Origin of the sequence: Pseudomonas sp. BW16M2, assembly GCF_014268865.1 — a bacterium.
GTDB classification, from domain to species: Bacteria; Pseudomonadota; Gammaproteobacteria; order Pseudomonadales; family Pseudomonadaceae; genus Aquipseudomonas; species Aquipseudomonas peradeniyensis.
Map to the genome: position 1 here is coordinate 80,876 of NZ_JABWRI010000021.1, position 18,562 is coordinate 99,437.

The 18,562-nt window shown below is 65.8% G+C and carries 15 protein-coding genes; 11 read left to right on the plus strand and 4 right to left on the minus strand.

Annotated features, from left to right (window positions below):
- Positions 1–112: 112 nt before the first annotated feature.
- From HU735_RS18510 to HU735_RS18525, 4 genes are all read left to right on the plus strand, one after another.
- Complete coding sequence (locus tag HU735_RS18510; protein WP_186714685.1) at positions 113–460, plus strand: ArsC family reductase; 348 nt, start codon at positions 113–115, stop codon at positions 458–460.
- A gap of 42 nt (positions 461–502) precedes the next feature.
- The gene (gene dapD, locus HU735_RS18515; RefSeq protein WP_050704404.1) at positions 503–1,537 is read left to right on the plus strand and encodes a 2,3,4,5-tetrahydropyridine-2,6-dicarboxylate N-succinyltransferase; all 1,035 of its coding nucleotides are present in this window, start codon (positions 503–505) and stop codon (positions 1,535–1,537) included.
- Positions 1,538–1,627: 90 nt separating this feature from the next.
- Positions 1,628–2,833: a cysteine desulfurase gene (locus HU735_RS18520; protein WP_186714686.1), complete on the plus strand. Its 1,206-nt coding sequence runs from the start codon at positions 1,628–1,630 to the stop codon at positions 2,831–2,833.
- The gene (locus HU735_RS18525; protein ID WP_186714687.1) at positions 2,830–3,240 is read left to right on the plus strand and encodes a SufE family protein; all 411 of its coding nucleotides are present in this window, start codon (positions 2,830–2,832) and stop codon (positions 3,238–3,240) included. The genes HU735_RS18520 and HU735_RS18525 overlap by 4 nt, the downstream gene beginning before the upstream one ends.
- A 91-nt stretch (positions 3,241–3,331) precedes the next feature.
- Here the strand turns inward: HU735_RS18525 and tcdA are convergent, their stop codons facing one another.
- Complete coding sequence (gene tcdA / locus HU735_RS18530) at positions 3,332–4,141, minus strand: tRNA cyclic N6-threonylcarbamoyladenosine(37) synthase TcdA (protein WP_186714688.1); 810 nt, start codon at positions 4,139–4,141, stop codon at positions 3,332–3,334.
- Positions 4,142–4,429: 288 nt separating this feature from the next.
- Between tcdA and HU735_RS18535 the strand changes: the two genes are divergently transcribed.
- The 4 genes from HU735_RS18535 to HU735_RS18550 all read left to right on the plus strand — a co-directional run bounded on the left by HU735_RS18535 (position 4,430) and on the right by HU735_RS18550 (position 9,561).
- Positions 4,430–7,021, plus strand: coding sequence for a glycosyltransferase (locus HU735_RS18535; RefSeq protein ID WP_186714689.1), 2,592 nt, complete (start codon positions 4,430–4,432; stop codon positions 7,019–7,021).
- Positions 7,022–7,202: 181 nt separating this feature from the next.
- Entirely contained in the window at positions 7,203–8,354 is a 1,152-nt protein-coding gene (gene dapE, locus HU735_RS18540; RefSeq protein WP_186714690.1) for a succinyl-diaminopimelate desuccinylase, read from the plus strand.
- A complete protein-coding gene (locus HU735_RS18545) occupies positions 8,354–9,166 on the plus strand; it encodes a putative RNA methyltransferase (protein ID WP_186714691.1) in 813 nt (270 codons plus the stop codon). The genes dapE and HU735_RS18545 overlap by 1 nt, the downstream gene beginning before the upstream one ends.
- 17 nt (positions 9,167–9,183) lie before the next feature.
- Entirely contained in the window at positions 9,184–9,561 is a 378-nt protein-coding gene (locus tag HU735_RS18550) for a hypothetical protein (protein ID WP_186714692.1), read from the plus strand.
- Positions 9,562–9,625: 64 nt separating this feature from the next.
- Here HU735_RS18550 and HU735_RS18555 read toward each other — a convergent pair whose 3' ends face one another.
- The gene (locus HU735_RS18555) at positions 9,626–9,835 is read right to left on the minus strand and encodes a cold-shock protein (RefSeq protein WP_011535295.1); all 210 of its coding nucleotides are present in this window, start codon (positions 9,833–9,835) and stop codon (positions 9,626–9,628) included.
- A 227-nt stretch (positions 9,836–10,062) separates the two neighbouring features.
- On the opposite strand from HU735_RS18555, the gene plsB reads away from it, so the two are divergent.
- Positions 10,063–12,552, plus strand: a complete 2,490-nt coding sequence (gene plsB / locus HU735_RS18560; RefSeq protein ID WP_186714693.1) for a glycerol-3-phosphate 1-O-acyltransferase PlsB — start codon at positions 10,063–10,065, stop codon at positions 12,550–12,552.
- 65 nt (positions 12,553–12,617) lie between these two features.
- Positions 12,618–13,307: a DUF4197 domain-containing protein gene (locus HU735_RS18565; protein WP_050704395.1), complete on the plus strand. Its 690-nt coding sequence runs from the start codon at positions 12,618–12,620 to the stop codon at positions 13,305–13,307.
- Between the two features lie 66 nt (positions 13,308–13,373).
- Here the strand turns inward: HU735_RS18565 and HU735_RS18570 are convergent, their stop codons facing one another.
- Positions 13,374–16,439 (minus strand): efflux RND transporter permease subunit, encoded by a 3,066-nt coding sequence (locus HU735_RS18570; protein ID WP_186714694.1) that lies wholly within the window; start codon positions 16,437–16,439, stop codon positions 13,374–13,376.
- 6 nt (positions 16,440–16,445) lie between these two features.
- Complete coding sequence (locus HU735_RS18575; protein WP_186714695.1) at positions 16,446–17,546, minus strand: efflux RND transporter periplasmic adaptor subunit; 1,101 nt, start codon at positions 17,544–17,546, stop codon at positions 16,446–16,448.
- 171 nt (positions 17,547–17,717) lie between these two features.
- On the opposite strand from HU735_RS18575, the gene HU735_RS18580 reads away from it, so the two are divergent.
- Positions 17,718–18,359 (plus strand): TetR/AcrR family transcriptional regulator, encoded by a 642-nt coding sequence (locus tag HU735_RS18580; protein ID WP_050704392.1) that lies wholly within the window; start codon positions 17,718–17,720, stop codon positions 18,357–18,359.
- Positions 18,360–18,562: the final 203 nt, after the last annotated feature.

Below are 18,562 nucleotides of genomic sequence, written 5' to 3' on the forward strand. Positions count from 1 at the left end.
CCTTCCAGCCCGCAGCCGTGGCGCCAGCCCCATCGATGCCGCATAATCGGCCCACCCAATCTTCAAGGAGCATCGGGGACGCCCGGCCCGACCAGGCTGCCCCAGGCATTCAATGGCTTACACTCTCTACGGCATCAAAGCCTGCGACACCATGAAAAAGGCCCGCACCTGGCTTGAAGACAAGGCCATCGGCTTCGACTTCCACGACTACAAGACCCAGGGCATCGACCGCGACAGCCTGAACCGCTGGTGCGACGAGCACGGCTGGGAAGTCGTGCTGAACCGCGCCGGGACCACCTTCCGCAAGCTCGACGACGCCAGCAAGGCCGACCTCAACCAGGCCAAGGCCGTCGAACTGATGCTCGCCCAACCGTCGATGATCAAGCGTCCGGTGCTCGACCTCGGCGAGCGCACGCTGGTCGGCTTCAAGCCCGACCTGTACGCCGCGGCGCTGGCCTGATCCCGCATTACGCTCCATCCCCTTTTCGTACGAGGTAATCGCATGTCTCAATCGCTGTTCAGCCTGGCCTTCGGTGTCGGCACCCAGAACCGCCAGGGCGCCTGGCTGGAAGTCTTCTACGCACAACCCGTGCTCAAGCCGTCCGCCGAACTGGTCGCGGCCATCGCGCCGGTGCTGGGCTATGAAGGGGGCAACCAGGCCATCGCCTTCACCACCGCCCAGGCCGCCCAGCTGGCCGACGCGCTCAAGGGCGTCGATGCCGCCCAGGCCGCGCTGCTGACCCGCCTGGCCGAGAGCCACAAACCGCTGGTCGCCACCCTGCTGGCCGAAGACGGCGCGCTGACCTCCACCCCCGAGGCCTACCTCAAGCTGCACCTGCTGTCGCACCGCCTGGTCAAGCCGCACGGCGTATCGCTGGCCGGCATCTTCCCGCTGCTGCCGAACGTCGCCTGGACCAACCAGGGCGCGGTCGACCTGGCCGAGCTGGCCGAGCTGCAACTGGAAGCGCGCCTGAAAGGCGAACTGCTGGAAGTGTTCTCGGTGGACAAGTTCCCGAAGATGACCGACTACGTCGTGCCGGCCGGCGTGCGCATCGCCGACACCGCCCGTGTACGTCTGGGCGCCTACATCGGCGAAGGCACCACCATCATGCACGAAGGTTTCGTCAACTTTAACGCCGGCACCGAAGGCCCGGGCATGATCGAAGGCCGCGTCTCCGCCGGCGTGTTCGTCGGCAAGGGTTCGGACCTGGGCGGCGGCTGCTCGACCATGGGCACCCTGTCCGGTGGCGGCAACATCGTCATCAAGGTCGGCGAAGGCTGCCTGATCGGCGCCAACGCCGGCATCGGCATTCCGCTGGGCGACCGCAACACCGTCGAGGCCGGCCTGTACATCACCGCTGGCACCAAGGTGAATCTGCTGGACGAGAACAACCAGCTGGTCAAGGTGGTCAAGGCCCGCGACCTGGCCGGCCAGACCGACCTGCTGTTCCGCCGCAATTCGCTCAATGGCGCGGTGGAGTGCAAGACCCACAAGTCGGCCATCGAGCTGAACGAGGCGCTGCACGCGCACAACTGAGAACCTGCCCGGGTTTGAAGTGATAAGATCGGGTCTGCTCCCAGGCTTTGCCTGTGGCCAGACCCGATTTTCATTCCAGGCCCCGCTAACATGTTCCAGCCCTCTCCCTGGCGCGCCGATTTCCCCGCCATCGCCGCCCTGCAACGGCAGCACCAGACCTACCTGGACAGCGCCGCCACCACCCAGAAGCCCCAAGCCCTGCTGGATGCCCTGAGCCATTACTATGGCCATGGCGCGGCCAATGTGCACCGTGCCCAGCACCTGCCCGGCGCCCTGGCCACCCAGGCCTTCGAGGGCTCCCGCGACAAGGTCGCCGCCTGGCTCAATGCCGCGGACTCGCGGCAGATCGTCTTCACCCACGGCGCCACCTCGGCCCTGAACCTGCTGGCCTATGGCCTGGAACACCGCTTCGAGGCCGGTGACGAGATTGCCGTCAGCGCCCTGGAGCACCACGCCAACCTGCTGCCCTGGCAACAACTGGCGCACCGGCGTCAACTGCGCCTGGTGATCCTGCCGGTGAACGACCTGGGGCAGGTCGACCTGGAGCAAGCGCTGCAACTGATCGGCCCGCGCACCCGCTTGCTGGCGGTCAGCCAGCTGTCCAATGTGCTGGGGACCTGGCAGCCGCTGGCGCCGTTGCTGGCCCATGCCCGCGCCCAAGGCGCGCTGAGCGTGATCGATGGCGCCCAGGGCGTGGTCCACGGTCGCCACGATGTGCAGCAACTGGACTGCGACTTCTATGTGTTTTCCAGCCACAAGCTCTACGGCCCGGATGGCGTGGGCGTGCTGTACGGCCGCCAGCAGGCGCTGGCACTGTTGCGCCACTGGCAGTACGGCGGCGAGATGGTGCAGTTGGCGGACTACCAGGACGCCAGCTTCCGCCCGGCACCGTTGGGCTTCGAGGCCGGCACGCCGCCGATCGCCGGTGTCATCGGTCTGGGCGCTACCCTGGATTACCTGGCCAGCCTCGACGCCAATGCGGTGGCCGCCCATGAGGCCACCCTGCACCAACACCTGGTGCGCGGCCTGGCTGATCGCGAGGGGGTTCGCCTGCTCGGCTCGCCTCAGGCGGCGCTGGCCAGTTTCGTCATCGATGGCGTGCACAACGCCGATATCGCCCACCTGCTGACCGAACAGGGCATCGCCGTGCGCGCGGGACATCATTGCGCCATGCCGCTGCTCAGGCACCTGGGCCTGGACGGCGCGATCCGCGTGTCACTGGGGCTCTACTCCGACAGCGACGACCTGCAACGCTTCTTCGACGCGCTCGACCAGGGCCTGGAGCTGCTGCGATGAGCCTGTCGGCCGATGCCAGCCAGGCGCTGGAGAGCTTCGAGCAGGCGCGCGGGTGGGAGCAGCGGGCGCGGTTGCTGATGCAATGGGGTGATCGGCTGGAACCACTGGACGACAGCGACAAGACCGAAGCCAACCGGGTGCATGGCTGCGAGAGCCTGGTGTGGCTGGTGGCCCAACAGGAAAATGGTCAGTGGCATTTCAAAGCCACCAGTGATGCACGGCTGCTGCGCGGCTTGCTGGCACTGCTGCTGGTGCGGGTGCAGGGTTTGGCCAGCGATCAATTGGGAGGGCTCGACCTGAGCGCCTGGTTTACCCAGTTGGGGCTGGAGCGGCAGTTGTCGCCGTCGCGCAGCAATGGGCTGCATGCGGTGTTGCTGAAGATGGCCGAACTCGCTACCCAAGCCTGAATCGCTGTTGGATTCATCGCGGGGCAAGCCCGCTCCCACGTGTACATCCGACTGTTCCGTACGCGTGGGAGCGGGCTTGCCCCGCGATAACCTATTCGACCTTGATCCGCTCAGAGGGCCGCCGCGCGCCGGCCACCAGTTTCTCCACGGCCTTGCTCGCCGCGACCATGCCGAAGGTCGCGGTCACCATCATCACCGCGCCGAATCCACCGGCGCAGTCCAGGCGCACGCCTTCACCGACAAAGCTCTTCTGCAGGCACACGCTGCCATCCCCCTTGGGGTAGCGCAGCTGTTCGCTGGAGAACACGCACGGCACGCCATAGTTGCGGCTGGTGTTGCGCGAGAAGTTGTAGTCGCGGCGCAGGGTCGAGCGCACCCGTGAAGCCAACGGGTCGTTGAAGGTCTTGTTGAGGTCGCCGATCTGGATCTGGGTCGGGTCGATCTGCCCGCCGGCACCACCGGTGGTGACGATGGCGATCTTGCGACGGCGGCACCAGGCGATCAGCGCCGCCTTGGCCATCACGCTGTCGATGCAGTCGATCACGCAGTCCATCCGCTCGGTAATGTACTCGGCCATGGTCTCGCGGGTGACGAAATCGGCCACCGCGTGCACCGTGCACGCCGGGTTGATTGCCCGCAGGCGCTCGGCCATCACCTCGACCTTGGCCCGACCGACCTGGCCTTCGAGGGCATGGGCCTGACGGTTGGTGTTGCTCACACAGACATCGTCCAGGTCGAACAGGCTGATCTCGCCCACGCCGCTGCGGGCCAGGGCCTCGGCCGCCCACGAACCGACCCCGCCGATACCGACGATGGCCACGTGGGCCTGACTCAGGCGCTGCAGGCCGTCGTCGCCGTAGAGCCGGGCGACGCCGGCGAAGCGTGGATCTTCTGTGCTCATGCTGATACCCCGAAAAAACCGGCGCGCATTATAGGCCAAGCCATGGGTTCGCGGGCATAGCGCACGGCCCGATCACGCCACCTGGGCGTGCCAGAGCGGCCACGGGTTGGAAAAATTCCTGCCATGCCTGCTTTAATGTCCTATCAAGCAACTATATCTGGACGACAGCCAGGCGGACCGAGAACTACATCCTCTGTCGACAATCCAACGGATTACCTTCCCCGGAATCCGTAGGACCCACGCCCCAGCGGCGACGCCTCGCTCCCCTCTTCGGAACCTCTAACACCTATGTCATCACGCAAATTCGGTCTCAACCTGGTGGTGGTCCTGGCCATCGCCGCGCTGTTCACCGGGTTCTGGGCCTTGATCAACCGCCCGGTATCCGCCCCCGCCTGGCCGGAACAGATTTCCGGTTTCTCCTACTCGCCCTTCCGTCTCGGCCAGAGCCCGCAGAAGGGCCAGTACCCCAGCGAGGACGAGATCCGCCAGGACCTCGAGCAACTGAACAAGCTGACCGACAACATCCGTATCTATACCGTCGAGGGTACCCAGGCCGAGGTCCCGCGCCTGGCCGAAGAGCTTGGCCTGCGCGTCACCCTGGGGATCTGGATCAGCAACGACCAGGAACGCAACGAGCGGGAGATCGAAAAGGCCATCGGCCTGGCCAACACTTCGCGCAGCGTGGTGCGGGTGGTGGTCGGCAACGAGGCGCTGTTCCGCGAGGAAGTCACCGCCGAGCAACTGATCGGTTACCTGGACCGGGTCCGTGCCGCGGTCAAGGTGCCGGTGACCACCAGTGAGCAGTGGCACATCTGGAAGGAGCACCCGGAGCTGGCGAAACACGTCGACCTGGTCGCCGCGCACATCCTGCCCTACTGGGAATTCGTGCCCATGAAGGACTCGGTGCAGTTCGTCCTCGACCGCGCCCGCGAGCTGCGCAAGCAGTTCCCGCGCAAGCCGCTGCTGCTCTCGGAGGTCGGCTGGCCAAGTAATGGCCGCATGCGCGGCGGCGCCGACGCCACCCAGGCCGACCAGGCCATCTACCTGCGTACCCTGGTCAACACCCTCAACCGCCGCGGCTACAACTATTTCGTCATCGAAGCCTATGACCAGCCGTGGAAGGCCAGCGACGAAGGCTCGGTGGGCGCCTACTGGGGCGTGTACAACGCCGAGCGCCAGCAGAAATTCAACTTCGAAGGCCCGATCGTGGCGATCCCGCAGTGGCGCGCCCTGGCCGTGGCCTCGGTGGTGCTGGCGATGATCGCCCTGGCCATCCTGCTGATCGACGGTTCGGCACTGCGCCAGCGCGGGCGTACCTTCCTCACCTTCATCACCTTCCTGTGCGGGTCGGTGCTGGTGTGGATCGCCTACGACTACAGCCAGCAGTACAGCACCTGGTTCAGCCTCACCGTGGGCGTGCTGCTGGCGCTGGGCGCCCTCGGGGTGTTCATCGTGCTGCTGACCGAGGCCCACGAACTGGCCGAGGCGGTGTGGATTCACAAGCGGCGGCGGGAGTTCTTGCCGGTGCAGGGCGATAGCGCCTATCGGCCCAAGGTCTCGGTACATGTGCCGTGCTACAACGAACCGCCGGAGATGGTGAAGCAGACCCTCGATGCCCTCGCCGCGCTGGATTACCCGGACTACGAAGTGCTGGTGATCGACAACAACACCAAGGATCCGGCCGTGTGGGAGCCGCTCAAGGCCCACTGCGAGAAGCTCGGCGAGCGCTTCAGGTTCTTCCACGTAGCCCCCTTGGCCGGCTTCAAGGGCGGCGCGCTGAACTACCTGATCCCGCACACGGCCAAAGACGCCGAGGTGATCGCGGTGATCGACTCCGACTACTGTGTCGATCGCAACTGGCTCAAGCACATGGTGCCGCACTTCGCCGATCCGAAGATCGCCGTGGTGCAGTCGCCCCAGGACTACCGCGACCAGCACGAGAGCGCCTTCAAGAAGCTGTGCTACAGCGAATACAAGGGCTTCTTCCATATCGGCATGGTCACCCGCAACGACCGTGACGCGATCATCCAGCACGGCACCATGACCATGACCAGGCGCAGCGTGCTCGAGGAACTGGGCTGGGCCGAGTGGTGCATCTGCGAGGACGCCGAGCTGGGCCTGCGCGTGTTCGAGAAGGGCCTGTCGGCGGCCTACGCCCACAACAGCTACGGCAAGGGCCTGATGCCCGACACCTTCATCGACTTCAAGAAGCAGCGCTTCCGCTGGGCCTATGGCGCCATCCAGATCATCAAGCACCACGCCGGCGCCCTGCTGCGTGGCAAGGGCAGCGAGCTGACCCGTGGCCAGCGCTACCACTTCCTGGCCGGCTGGCTGCCGTGGATCGCCGACGGCATGAACATCTTCTTCACCGTCGGCGCGCTGCTGTGGTCGGCGGCGATGATCATCGTGCCGCACCGGGTCGACCCGCCGCTGATGATGTTCGCCATCCCGCCGCTGGCGCTGTTCTTCTTCAAGGTCGGCAAGATCGTCTTCCTCTACCGCCGCGCGGTGGGAGTCAACATGAAGGACGCCTTCGCCGCCGCGCTGGCGGGGCTGGCGCTGTCGCACACCATCGCCAAGGCGGTGCTGTACGGTTTCTTCACCAGCAGCATGCCGTTCTTCCGCACGCCGAAGAACGCCGACAGCCATGGGCTGCTGGTGGCGATTTCCGAGGCCCGCGAAGAGCTGTTCATCATGTTGTTGCTGTGGGGCGCGGCGCTGGGGATCTACCTGGTGCAGGGGCTGCCAAGTTCGGACATGCGTTTCTGGGTGGCGATGCTGCTGGTGCAGTCGCTGCCGTACCTGGCGGCGCTGGTGATGGCGTTGCTGTCGTCGTTGCCCAAGCCCGCCGAGAAGGTTGCAGAGCCACAACAGGCTTGAGATCGCCGGGGGCGCGTTGCGCCCCTTTCGCGACACAAGGCCGCTCCTACACAGGCAGCGCAGTCTCTGTAGGAGCGGCCTTGTGCCGCGAAAGGGCCGCAACGCGGCCCCATTCCACCATGGTTTGATATAAGATAACGCCCCTCAGTTTCCCCGCCTTGCCTTGCCCCGGAGTCCCTCAATGACGGCCCCAGCCGAGCTCTCGCCTACCCTGCAACTGGCCTGCGACCTGATCCGTCGCCCCTCGGTCACCCCGGTCGATGCCGACTGCCAGACCCAGATGATGAACCGCCTGGGCGCCGTCGGCTTCCAGCTCGAGCCGATGCGCATCGAGGACGTCGACAACTTCTGGGCCAGCCATGGCACCCAGGATGGCCCGGTGCTGTGCTTCGCCGGCCACACCGACGTGGTCCCCACCGGCCCGGTGCAGCAATGGCAGCATGAGCCGTTCGAGGCACTGATCGATGCCGACGGCATGCTCTGCGGGCGTGGCGCCGCCGACATGAAGGGCAGCCTGGCATCCATGGTGGTGGCCAGCGAGCGCTTCGTGCACGACTACCCGAACCACCGCGGCAAGGTCGCCTTCCTGATCACCAGCGACGAGGAAGGCCCGGCCCACCATGGCACCAAGGCCGTGGTCGAGCGCCTCAAGGCCCGCAACGAACGCCTGGACTGGTGCATCGTCGGCGAACCGTCCAGCACCACCCTGCTCGGTGACGTGGTCAAGAACGGCCGTCGCGGCTCGCTTGGCGCCAAGCTGACCGTGCGCGGCAAGCAGGGCCACGTGGCCTACCCGCACCTGGCGCGCAACCCGATCCACCTGGCCGCGCCGGCCCTGGCGGAACTGGCCGCCGAGCACTGGGACGAAGGCAACGCGTTCTTCCCGCCGACCAGCTTCCAGATCTCCAACCTCAACTCCGGCACCGGCGCCACCAACGTGGTCCCGGGCGAGCTGACCGCGCTGTTCAACTTCCGTTTCTCTACCGAATCGACGGTCGAGGGCCTGCAGCAGCGCGTCGCGGCGATCCTCGACAAGCATCAGCTGGAATGGAGCATCGACTGGGCGCTGTCGGGCCTGCCGTTCCTCACCGAGCCGGGCGAGCTGCTCGATGCGGTGTCGTCGAGCATCAAGGCGGTCACCGGTCGCGAGACCCGTCCATCGACCAGCGGCGGCACCTCCGACGGCCGCTTCATCGCCACCATGGGCACCCAGGTGGTCGAGCTCGGCCCGGTCAACGCCACCATCCACCAGGTGGACGAACGCATCCTGGCCAGCGACCTCGACCTGCTGACCGAGATCTACTACCAGACCCTGGTGCGGTTGCTCGCCTGATGCTCGCCTGCCCTCTCTGCCAGGCGCCCCTGGCGCGACTCGACAACGGCGTGGCCTGCCCCGCCGGCCACCGTTTCGACCGCGCCCGCCAGGGCTACCTGAACCTGCTGCCGGTGCAGCACAAGAACAGCCGCGATCCGGGCGACAACCAGGCCATGGTCGAAGCCCGCCGCGATTTCCTCGACGCTGGCCACTACGCCCCGGTGGCCCAGCGCCTGGCGCAACTGGCCGCCGAGCGCCAGCCACAGGCCTGGCTGGACATCGGCTGCGGCGAAGGTTACTACACCGCGCAGATCGCCCAGGCCCTGCCGGCGGCCGACGGCTACGCCCTGGATATCTCCCGCGAGGCGGTCAAGCGCGCCTGCCGCCGCGCCCCCGAGGTGACCTGGATGGTCGCCAGCATGGCCCGCGTGCCCATGGCCGATGCCAGCTGCGGTTTCATCGCCAGCGTGTTCAGCCCGCTCGACTGGCAGGAGGCCAAACGCCTGCTGGCGCCCGGCGGCGGCCTGATGCGGGTCGGCCCGACCAGCGGCCACCTGATGGAGTTGCGTGAGGTGCTCTACGATGAAGTGCGCCCTTACGCCGACGACAAGCACCTGGCCCTGGTTCCCGAAGGCATGGACCACGCCCACGGCGAGATCCTCGAGTTCCGCCTGAGCCTGGCCGACGCCAAGGCCCGCGCCGACCTGCTGGCCATGACCCCGCACGGCTGGCGCGCCAGCGCCGAGAAGCGCGCGCGGGTGATCGACCAGCCAGAACCCTTCGAGGTCACCGTTTCCATGCGTTATGACTATTTCGTGCGCCAAGACTGAGCACACTGGAGCCCCCCATGCGTCAACCCGATATCGAGATCTACCTCAAGGACGACGACGTCGATCACAAGCAGATCGCCGACTGGCTCGCCCAGGCCCTGGGCCCGTGCAGCGAATGGAAGCAGAAAGGCCAGACCTTCAAGTGCACGGCCGGTAACATTCCGGTCACCTGGTTACCGAAGGCTGTGGGGAAATGGAACAGCCTGTACCTGGAAAGCGACCAGACCCCGTGGGCCGACGACATCGCCTGCGCCCGCGCGGCATTCGCCGCGCTCAACGTCGAAGTGCGTTGCGCGCCAGGCAGCTGGACAGAGGAAGACGGGGAAGAAGATGCCGATCGCTGGATCCGCATCAGCGCCGACGGTGAACAGGAAATCACCTGGCGCACGAGCTGAAGGCGTTCGCATCAGGCTGCAAGTTCCACGGTCAACTTGCAGCTTGAGCGTACAGCCGCGAGGCTCAGAGCCCTACCACGTCCTCGGCCTGCAGGCCTTTCTGGCCTTGCACGAGGGCGTACTCGACCTGCTGCCCTTCGACCAGGGTGCGATGCCCCTCACCGCGGATAGCCCGATAGTGGACGAACACGTCCGCACCACCTTCGCGCTGAATGAAGCCATAACCCTTGGCATCGTTGAACCACTTCACATTCCCAGTCTCACGAGACGACATCTGAACTACTCCGGATTTTTATTTTGAAGATCGCCTTGCTGGCGCGGGTTGACCGTCCGCGCCGACGCAGCTTGCACGAATATCCTGCAAGCGGCAGGCCGAGTATATGACAGGGAACAAAAAAAATTCATGACAGGGTCATTTTTGGCCGAATTTTGCTGAACTTACGCAGATACGGCAGACTAACGGGCTGTAAAACACGAAAACTTTCACCAGGGCCCCACCCCATGACCCGTTCTCCCCTGCGCCGCCTCATCTTCGGCGCCCTGCGTCGCGTTCTCTACCTGTGGGTGCGCTCCGAAACCATCAACCAGTCCTCGCTGACGCTCAAGCTCGACCGCAGCCGACCGGTGTTCTACGCCCTCTCCTCGCCGTCGCTCACCGACCTGGCCGTGATCGACCACGAGTGCACCAAGGCGGGGCTGCCACGCCCGGTATTGCCGGTGGCCGTCGGCCCGCTGCAGGAGCCCGCGGCGTTCTTCTACCTGACCCCCGAGCCTGACTGGCTCGGCCGCCAGGACAAACGCGGCGCGCCACCGACGCTGGAGCGCCTGGTCGCGGCGATCAGCCAGCACGCCGAGGAAGACGCGCAGATCATTCCGGTCAGCGTGTTCTGGGGCCAGACCCCCGCCAGCGAGTCGAGCCCGTGGAAGCTGCTGTTCGCCGACAGCTGGGCCGTCACCGGCCGCCTGCGCCGCCTGCTCAGCGTGCTGATCCTGGGGCGCAAGACCCGGGTGCAGTTCTCCGCGCCGATCCACCTGCGCGAACTGGTGCAGCACAACAAGGGCCATGAGCGCACCGTGCGCATGGCCCAGCGCATGATGCGCGTGCATTTCCGCAACCTGAAGACCGCGGTGATCGGCCCGGACATCTCGCACCGACGCAACCTGGTCAAGGGCCTGGTGCACGACCCGCTGGTGCGCCAGGCCATCAGCGACGAGGCCGACCGCGAGAAGATCCCCTACGCCAAGGCTGAAGCCAAGGCGCTGCACTACGGCAACGAGATCGCCTCGGACTACACCTACACCGCTATCCGCTTCCTCGAAGTGGTGCTCAGCTGGTTCTGGAACAAGATCTACGACGGCATCAAGGTCAACCACATCGAGCAGGTACAGGGCATCGCCCCCGGCCACGAGGTGATCTACGTGCCCTGCCACCGCAGCCACATCGACTACCTGCTGCTGTCCTACCTGCTGTTCCGCAATGGCCTGACGCCGCCGCACATCGCCGCCGGCATCAACCTCAACATGCCGGTGATCGGCGGCCTGCTGCGCCGCGGCGGCGCCTTCTTCATGCGCCGCACATTCAAGGGCAACCCGCTGTACACCGCGGTGTTCAACGAGTACCTGCACACCCTATTCACCAAGGGCTTTCCGGTGGAGTACTTCGTAGAGGGCGGCCGTTCGCGTACCGGGCGCATGCTGCAGCCGCGCACCGGCATGCTGGCGATCACCCTGCGCAGCTTCCTGCGCTCCTCACGCACGCCGATCGTCTTCGTCCCGGTGTACATCGGCTACGAGCGGGTACTCGAAGGCCGCACCTACCTGGGCGAACTACGCGGCGCCAGCAAGAAGAAAGAATCGATCTTCGACATCTTCAAGGTCATCGGCGCGCTCAAGCAGCGCTTCGGCCAGGTCTACGTCAACTTTGGCGAACCGATCCGCCTCAATAGCTTCCTCGACGAACAGCAACCCGGCTGGCGCGATCAGCCGCTCGGCCCGCAGTTCCGCCCGGACTGGCTCAACGACACCACCACCCGCCTGGGCGAGACGGTCGCCCGTCACCTGAACGAAGCCGCGGCGATCAACCCGGTCAACCTGGTGGCCCTGGCCCTGCTGTCGACCAGCCGCCTGGCCCTGGACGAGCGCGCCCTGACCCGCGTGCTCGACCTGTACCTGGCCCTGCTGCGCCAGGTGCCCTACTCGCCGCACACCACCCTGCCAGAAGGTGACGGCAAGGCGCTGATCGACCACGTGCTGGGCATGGACCTGCTGGCCGAGCAGAAGGACGCGCTGGGCCGCATCCTCTACCTGGACGAAGCCAACGCGGTGCTGATGACCTACTACCGCAACAACGTGCTGCACATCTTCGCCCTGCCGGGGCTGCTGGCGAGCTTCTTCCTCAGCAGCTCGCGCATGAGCCGCGATCTGCTGGGCCAGTACGTACGAGCGCTGTATCCGTACCTGCAGGCCGAGCTGTTCCTGCGCTGGACGCCCGAGCAACTGGACGAGGTGATCGACCAGTGGCTGACAGCGCTGGTCGAGCAGGGGCTGCTGCGCAGGGAGCAGGACATCTACATGCGTCCAGCACCCAGCTCGCGGCAGTTCGTCCTGCTGACGCTGCTGGCGCGCACCATCACCCAGACCCTGCAGCGCTTCTACATGGCCACCTCGTTGCTGCTCAACAGCGGCCAGCACACGCTGAGCGCCGAGGAGCTGGAGGAGCTGTGCGTGATGATGGCCCAGCGCCTGTCGATCCTGCATGGCCTGAACGCCCCGGAATTCTTCGACAAGACCCTGTTCCGCCACTTCATCCAGACCCTGGTGCGCGAAGGCGTGCTGCAGCCGGACGGCGATGGCAAGCTGGGTTACCACGACAAGCTCGCCGAACTGGCCGAAGGCGTGGCCAAGCGGGTACTGTCGGCGGAGCTGCGCCTGTCGATCCGCCAGGTAGCCTTGCACCGCGATGAAACACCGGAACCTGTGGCGGTCGAGTGAACTGGCCCGATCCCGGTCTACCCGATACGCTGAACCTGCTCCATTCTGCCCATAAGGAAATCCCCATGATTCGCTCCTCCTTGCGCTTCACCACCCTGTGCGCCGGCCTGCTGCTGTCGGCCAGCGCCCTGGCCTTGTCGCTGGGTGACCTGTCCCAGAGCGACGCCTCCGGCGGCCTGAAGGACGCCCTCACCCAAGGCGCGCAGATCGCCGTCAAGCAACTGAGCACCCCCGGCGGTTTCAGCAACAACCCCGACGTGCGCATCGAACTGCCGGGCAACCTCGGCAAGGCCGCCAAGGCCATGAAGATGTTCGGCAAGGGTGAACAGGTCGAAGCCCTGGAAACCAGCATGAACAAGGCCGCCGAGGCCGCGGTGCCGCAAGCCCAGGCGATCCTGGTGGACGCGGTGAAGAAGATGACCGTGACCGATGCCAAGGGCATCCTCAGCGGCGGCCAGGACTCGGCCACCCAGTACCTGAACAAGAGCAGCCGCGAGCAGATCCGCGCCAAGTTCCTGCCGATCGTCAAGCAGGCCACCGACAAGGTCGGCCTGGCCCAGCAGTACAACAACTTCGCCGGACAGGCCGCAGGCCTGGGCGTGGTCGACGCCAAGAGCGCCAACATCGAGAGCTACGTGACCGAGAAAGCCCTGGACGGGCTGTTCGAGATGATCGCCAAGCAGGAAGAGAGCATTCGCCAGAACCCGGCCGGTGCCGCGACCAGCCTGGCCAAGAAGGTGTTCGGCGCACTCTGAGGCGTCGGTTCCGATCGCGGGTCAAGCCCGCTCCCACGGTGGGAGCGGGCTTGACCCGCGATGTTGTCAGTCCTTCCTGACCCTGAACCACGCCGCATACAACGCCGGCAGGAACAGCAGGGTCAACACCGTGGCGACGATCAACCCGCCCATGATCGCCACCGCCATCGGCCCGTAGAACACGCTCCTCGACAGCGGAATCATCGCCAGCACCGCCGCCAGCGCGGTCAGCACGATCGGCCGGAAGCGCCGCACCGTGGCCTCGATGATCGCCTGCCAACGCTCCATGCCCGCAGCGATATCCTGTTCGATCTGGTCTACCAGGATCACTGAGTTGCGCATGATCATCCCCGCCAGGGCGATGGTCCCGAGCATGGCGACGAAACCGAACGGCTGGCGGAACACCAGCAGGAACAGGGTCACGCCGATCAGCCCCAGAGGCGCGGTGAGGAACACCATGAACATCCGCGAGAAACTGCGCAGCTGGATCATCAGCAGGCTCAGCACCACCACGATGAACAAGGGCATGCCGGCGTTCACCGAGCGCTGGCCACGCTCGGAGTCTTCCACCGTGCCGCCCACTTCAAGCAGGTAGCCATCGGGCAGCTCGCTCTTGATCTGGGCCAGGGTCGGCTGGATCTGCTTGACCAGGGTCGCCGGCTGCTCCTTGTCGTAGATGTCGGCGCGCACGGTAACGGTGGGCAGGCGGTTGCGGTGCCAGATGATGCCTTCCTCGAAGCCATACTCCAGGGTCGCCACCTGCGACAGGGCCACACTCTGGCCATTGTCGGTGGGCACCGCCAGGCTGCCGAGGTTACCCAGTTCGCGCCGCTCCTCCGGGGTGCCGCGCAGAAGGATCTCGATCAGTTCGTTGTCCTCGCGGTACTGGCTGACGCTGCTGCCGGTCAGCGAGCTCTGCAGGAAGCTCGACAGGTGCGCGGTGCTCACCCCCAGCGCGCGCGCACGGTCCTGGTCAATATCCAGATAGACCGCCTTGCTCGGCTCCTCCCAGTCCAGGTGCACGTTGACCACATGGGGGTTCTCGCGCACCTTGGCCGCCACCTCGCGGGCCAGGGCGCGGACCTTCTCGATGTGCTCGCCGGTGACGCGGAACTGCACCGGATAGCCCACGGGCGGGCCGTTTTCCAGACGCGTGACCCGCGAGCGCAGGTCGGGGAACTGCTGATCGAGGGTGCCGATCAGCCAGCTGCGCAGACGCTCACGGTCCTCCAGCGACTTGGCCAGCACCACGAACTGGGCAAAGCTCGCCGCCGGCAGTTGCTGGTCCAGCGGCAGGTAGAAGCGCGGCGAGCCGGTGCCGACGTAGGCGACGTAGTTGGCGATGCCGTCCTGCTGCTTGAGCAGCGCCTCCAGCTGCTTGACCCGTTCGGCGGTGTTGTTCAGCGAAGCGCCTTCAGCCAGTTTCAGGTCGACCATCAGCTCCGGCCGGCCGGAGGCCGGGAAGAACTGCTGCGGCACGAAACGGAACAGCAGGATGCTGCCGACGAACGCGGCGATGGTCAGTACGATCACCGTCTTGCGCCGCCGCACGCACCACTCCACCACCCGCCTGACGCGCTGGTAGAACGGTGTGGCATAAGGGTCGGGAGCATGCCCATCGGTACCGTGGCGGGCCGCATGGAGCTTGGCCAGGTCCGGCAACAGGCGCTCGCCCAGGTAGGGCACGAACACCACCGCGGCGACCCAGGAGGTCAGCAGGGCGATGGTCACCACCTGGAAGATCGAGCGGGTGTATTCTCCCGTGCTCGAGGCCGCCGTGGCGATCGGCAGGAAACCTGCGGCGGTGATCAGGGTGCCGGTGAGCATCGGAAATGCCGTGCTGGTCCAGGCGTAGCTCGCCGCCTTGAGCCGGTCGTAGCCCTGCTCCATCTTGATCGCCATCATCTCCACCGCGATGATCGCGTCGTCCACCAGCAGCCCCAGGGCCAGTACCAGCGCCCCCAGCGAGATCTTGTGCAGGCCGATGCCGAAGTAGTGCATGGCGGCAAAGGTCATGGCCAGTACCAGCGGAATCGCCAGCGCCACCACCAGGCCGGTACGCAGGCCCAAGGAGAAGAAGCTCACCAGCAGGACGATCGCCAGGGCCTCGATCAGCACCTGCACGAACTCGCCGACCCCGGCCTTCACCGCCGCCGGCTGGTCGGACACCTTGCGCAGCTCCATCCCCGCCGGCAGGCTCTGCGCCAGGCGGGCGAACTCGGCCTCCAGGGCCTTGCCGAGCACCAGGATGTCACCGCCGTCCTTCATCGACACCGCCAGGCCGATGGCATCCTCGCCCATGAAGCGCATGCGCGGCGCGGGTGGGTCGTTGAAGCCGCGCTGCACGTCGGCGACGTCGCCGATACGGAAGGTGCGGTCACCTACGCGGATGGGGAACTGGCGAATCTGCTCGACGCTGTCGAAGCGCCCGCTGACCCGCAATTGCAGGCGCTCGCTTGCGGTCTCGAAGAAGCCCGCGGTACTCACCGCGTTCTGCTCGCGCAGCGCCTGCTGCACGGCGGCCAGCGACACGCCCAGGGTGGCCAGCTTGACGTTGGACAGCTCGATCCAGACCTTCTCGTCCTGCAGGCCGATCAGCTCGACCTTGCCCACGTCCTTGACCCGCTGCAGCTGGATCTGGATACGGTCGGCGTAGTCCTTGAGCACCGCATAGTCAAAGCCGGCTCCGGTCAGGGCGTAGATATTACCGAAGGTGGTGCCGAACTCGTCGTTGAAGAACGGCCCCTGCGCCTCTGGCGGCAGGGTGTGCTTGATGTCCGCGACTTTCTTGCGGATCTGGTACCACAGCTCGGGGATGTCCGCGGAATGCATCGAGTCGCGGGCCATGAAGGTGACCTGGGACTCACCGGGCCGCGAGAACGAGACGATCCGCTCGTATTCGCCGGTTTCCATCAGCTTCTTTTCAATACGCTCGGTGACCTGGCGCGACGCTTCCTCGGCGGTCGCCCCGGGCCACAGGGTACGGATGACCATGGCCTTGAAGGTGAAGGGTGGATCCTCGCTCTGCCCCAGCTTGGTGTAGGACATGGCGCCGATCGCCGCCAGCAGGATCATCAGGAACAACACGATCTGGCGATTGCGCAGCGCCCAGGCGGAAAGGTTGAAACCCATCGGGACTTACTCCTTGGCCGCCAGGTTCACTTCACGGTTGCTGCGGTCCACAGGCCGCACCTGTTGCCCTTCACGCAGCACATGACCGCCCGCGGCGACCACCCAGTCGCCGGCCTGCAGCCCCTCGAGCACCGGCACGCTGTCGGCGCCATAGGCGCCCAGGCGCACCTGCGCGCGTTCCAGGCGGTTGTCCTTGCCGACCTTCCAGACATAGGCCTGGCCGGCCTCGGCAGTCACCGCCGAGAGCGGTACCGCCAGCGGCGAGCGTTCGGCATGCTCGATGAACACCCGAGCGCTCTGGCCAAGCTCGGCCGGGGTGTCGCTGGAGGTGAAGGCGATGCGTGCGGCAAAGGTCCGCGAACGCGGGTCCGCCGCTGGGGAAAGCTCGCGAATGCGACCCTCGAAGCGTCGGTTCGGATGCGACCACAGCTCCACACTCACCGTCTGGCCGACGGCGAAGCGGGCGAACTGCTGCTCGGGCAGGCCGATGGCCACCTCGCGCTCACCGTCGGCGGCGAGGGTGAACACAGTCTGCCCGGCGGCCACCACCTGGCCCACCTCGACCTGGCGCTTGGCGATCACCCCAGCCTGGGGCGCGCGCAGCACTGCGTACTCGGCCTGGTTGCCGGCCACTTCGAACTCGGCCTTGGCCTGCTTCAGCCGCGCCTGGCCGGCACGGTAGAGGTTCTCGGCGTTGTCGAACTGGGAGCGGCTGACCATCTGCCGGTCCAGCAGTTTCTGGTAGCGGTCACGCTCGGCGCGCACCAGCGCCAGGTTGGCCTCGGCCGCCGCCAGCTGGGCGCGATTGGCCTCCAGTTGCAGGCGCACGTCCTGGGGATCGAGTTCGGCCAGCGGCTGCTCGGCCTTGACCCGCTGCCCCTCTTCCACCAGGCGCTTGCTGACCTTGCCGCCGATGCGGAACGCCAGTTCAGGCTCGAAGCGCGCGCGCACCTCGCCCGGATAGCTGTCGGCCGAGGCCTGCGCGGGTTGCGGCTGGACCACCAGTGCCGGACGAGGCGCGGCAGGTGGCGCGGCCTCCTGGCCGCAGGCGGAAAGCAGGAGCACGGCGGCTGCCGGCAGGGCGAGGGACAACGCACGACGCAACATGATGAATGACCTTTGGCAGAGGGCGCATCGAATATTTATACTGACGAGTATATTAAGTCAGCGAACCGGGCCGGGGAAGCGGGCGTGTCAGAGAAAATCCATATTAGCCTTGCGACGTATGCTGCAGCCGACGCCTTCACGACCCGGTAAGATGTGTCCCTTTCACACTGAATGCGGTCCCTCATGTCCAACGACGCACCCATCGGCCCAGGCCGGCCCAAGGACCTGGCCAAGCGCGAGGCCATCCTCGAAGCCGCCAAGCACCTGTTCCTCAGCCTTGGCTATGCCAACACCAGCATGGATGCGGTCGCTGCGGCGGCAGGTGTTTCAAAGCTCACTGTCTATAGTCATTTCACCGACAAGCAGACGCTGTTCGGCGCGGCGGTCATGTCCACCTGCCAGAACCAGTTGCCTGACTTGATGTTCGAGTATCCGGAAGGGGTGGCGGTGGAGGATGTGCTGCTGAACATTGCCCGGGGGTTCCAGGCGCTGATCAGCAGTGACGAGGCGGTCAAGTTGAGTCGCCTGATCTTTGCCCTGGGTAGCCAGGATCCGGGGTTTGGGCAGTATTTCTACGAGGCGGGGCCGAAGCGGGTGATGGCCGGGATGGCGGCGCTGCTGCATTGTGTCGACCAGCGGGGGTTGCTGCGGATCGACAACCCGTTGCGGGCGGCGGAGCATTTCTTCTGCCTGGTGAAGGGGGCGCCGGATTATCGGTTGTTGCTGGGGTGTGCGCAGGCGCTGAGTGGGGATGAGGCTGAGGCGCATGTGCGGGAGGCTGTTGGGGTTTTTGTTCGGGCTTTTCGGAGGTAGTTCGGGTTCGGGTTCGGGTTCGGGTTCGGGTTCGGGTTCGGGTTCGGGGGTGATTGTTTTGATTTTTGCATGCTCATTCGTAGGCGATGTCGACATTTAGTCACCTTTTCGCCCTTACGGCGAGTTCCTTTTTGAAGGATCAAAAAGGAACCAAAAAATCCTCGCGGTATGACTCACCCACATGGGTTACAAATCAGTTCACG